This window comes from Photorhabdus sp. CRCIA-P01 (genome assembly GCF_003545805.1).
GTDB lineage: Bacteria > Pseudomonadota > Gammaproteobacteria > Enterobacterales > Enterobacteriaceae > Photorhabdus > Photorhabdus antumapuensis.
Genome location: NZ_NMQR01000145.1, coordinates 1 through 1,859, shown reverse-complemented (window position 1 = coordinate 1,859; position 1,859 = coordinate 1). Strand labels below are relative to the sequence as shown.

2 protein-coding genes and 1 pseudogene are annotated in these 1,859 nt (G+C 43.3%); all 3 read left to right on the top strand.

Annotated elements, in window-relative coordinates; all coding sequences use genetic code 11:
• The coding region (locus D3222_RS24350) for a hemolysin/hemagglutinin-like protein HecA precursor (RefSeq protein WP_118988334.1) at positions 1 to 792 on the top strand (792 nt) is incomplete at its 5' end.
• Between the two features lie 2 nt (positions 793 to 794).
• Positions 795 to 1,346 (top strand): immunity 42 family protein, encoded by a 552-nt coding sequence (locus tag D3222_RS24345; RefSeq protein WP_157975445.1) that lies wholly within the window; start codon positions 795 to 797, stop codon positions 1,344 to 1,346.
• 220 nt (positions 1,347 to 1,566) lie between these two features.
• A pseudogene (locus tag D3222_RS24340) lies at positions 1,567 to 1,859 on the top strand (hemolysin/hemagglutinin-like protein HecA precursor); the annotation flags it as partial.

Here is a 1,859-nt window from a genome sequence, read left to right as displayed (position 1 = left end):
CACTTAAGCGTTGACCAGAATCGCTCAAGGAGTGAGGAACTGGTCAACTGTCAGAGAGACAGCAGTTGTCGTGAGACGATCAGGGATAAATATCGGCAGGAATATGACCGGGCTCAGGAGCGGATAGCAACATGTTCAGGGGCTGAACAGTGTGTTGCGGTTGCCAAAGAGCTGCGGGCATTACAGGGTGATTACAGTGCCCGGATGAGCGAAATTCAGGAAAAAGCCAGAATGCAGGGACTGGATTCCCTCACGCCGGCAGAAGTGCGGGAATGGGCTGATTTACGGGGTGCGATGTCGAATATTGATGCCTCCCGCAATTTAGTGCTCCATCGTGCCCAAGTCACCGACGGCTCAGAAGAAACGACCCAGGAAATCGTGAAGATTATGGGGCAGACGGGGATTGCGGCGTCTGCGGGGGTTGCCGGAGGGATCAGTAAAGCTGGCGCAAAAGGGGGTAAGGGAAGTGCTATACCGGCTCCTGATCCTGTGACAACTAATAATGGATTAGTGTATAAATCAAACCCTAAACATACTCCAGGACAAATAGGTTATCACCATAATGCCGGGACTGAACCTAAAAATTCGATCGAATTGTTTGGCAATTCAGTTGCAAGTGGTAAAAAAAGATACGCATTGGATAGTAATGGTAATGTACATCAATTTACCAATACTAATGATGGTACGTGGCATTGGTCCGGTAGCACAGGTGATAAAAGTGCGGCATTAAGCAAGAGCGACGTTCCATCAGACGTTAAAAAGAAACTTGGTTTACCTGGAAAATGGAGATAATTATGATTTTTGGTGATCCAAATCATTTTGCCATACTTATAGAGTATTTATCTGATTGGAGTACAGAAAATGGATATAGAAATGGCTTATTTCATTTTTGTATAGATGGAAAACTGTATCCAAATAGTGCGAAAGTAGCAACATTAGGAGGAGATATCCTTTGTTTATCTGATAGTAATGCTTTGGTATTACCTGTTGAAAATAATAATATTTTCAATATGGAAAAAAAAGAAGCTTACTTCTCTATGTTAAAAACAATGTTGCCTGAACGGGCTGAACCAGAGAAAGAAGTATCAGACGATTTTGTTACTTCTTACAAATATCAAGCATCTACATATAATTTAGAAAATGACTGTTGTTATGTTTTTGCTGTATCTAATGGCAGTATGATAAGAATCTTAGGTGCAAAACTGAGTGTTTTAAATGGTAATGATGATGTTGGATATCATTGGGAGGAAATACTAAAACCACATGTTACTGATATTATTTTAGAAAAGGAAACAGTGAAAAACATTGTCACTTCTACAATAAATTATTATTACTGCCTAAAGTAAAATCCCCCCATGTGGACCGTACCCCAAATGTTGGATAACCATCTAACTCTAAAGGTGAGGTTCATCACATCAAGGCAAAGTGGCTTATCGAGCTGAAAAGTCGCGTCGGGGTGTTATTGGCCGGGAGTCAAACCGTACAGGGAAAAACAGGTTGTAACTGACTGAGTACCATAGAAAAAATAGGTGCTTGGCGGTCAACTTCGCAATGGAATGCGTTGTTGTGGACAATAATCACTTAAGCGTTGACCAGAATCGCTCAAGGAGTGAGGAACTGGTCAACTGTCAGAGAGACAGCAGTTGTCGTGAGACGATCAGGGATAAATATCGGCAGGAATATGACCGGGCTCAGGAGCGGATAGCAACATGTTCAGGGGCTGAACAGTGTGTTGCGGTTGCCAAAGAGCTGCGGGCATTACAGGGTGATTACAGTGCCCGGATGAGCGAAATTCAGGAAAAAGCCAGAATGCAGGGACTGGATTCCCTCACGCCGGCAGAAGTGCGGGAATGGGCTGA

Bases quoted from the DNA above. Each gene is read 5' to 3' on its own strand.
- D3222_RS24345 (WP_157975445.1), top strand. From the start codon at position 795: ATGATTTTTGGTGATCCAAATCATTTTGCCATACTTATAGAGTATTTA.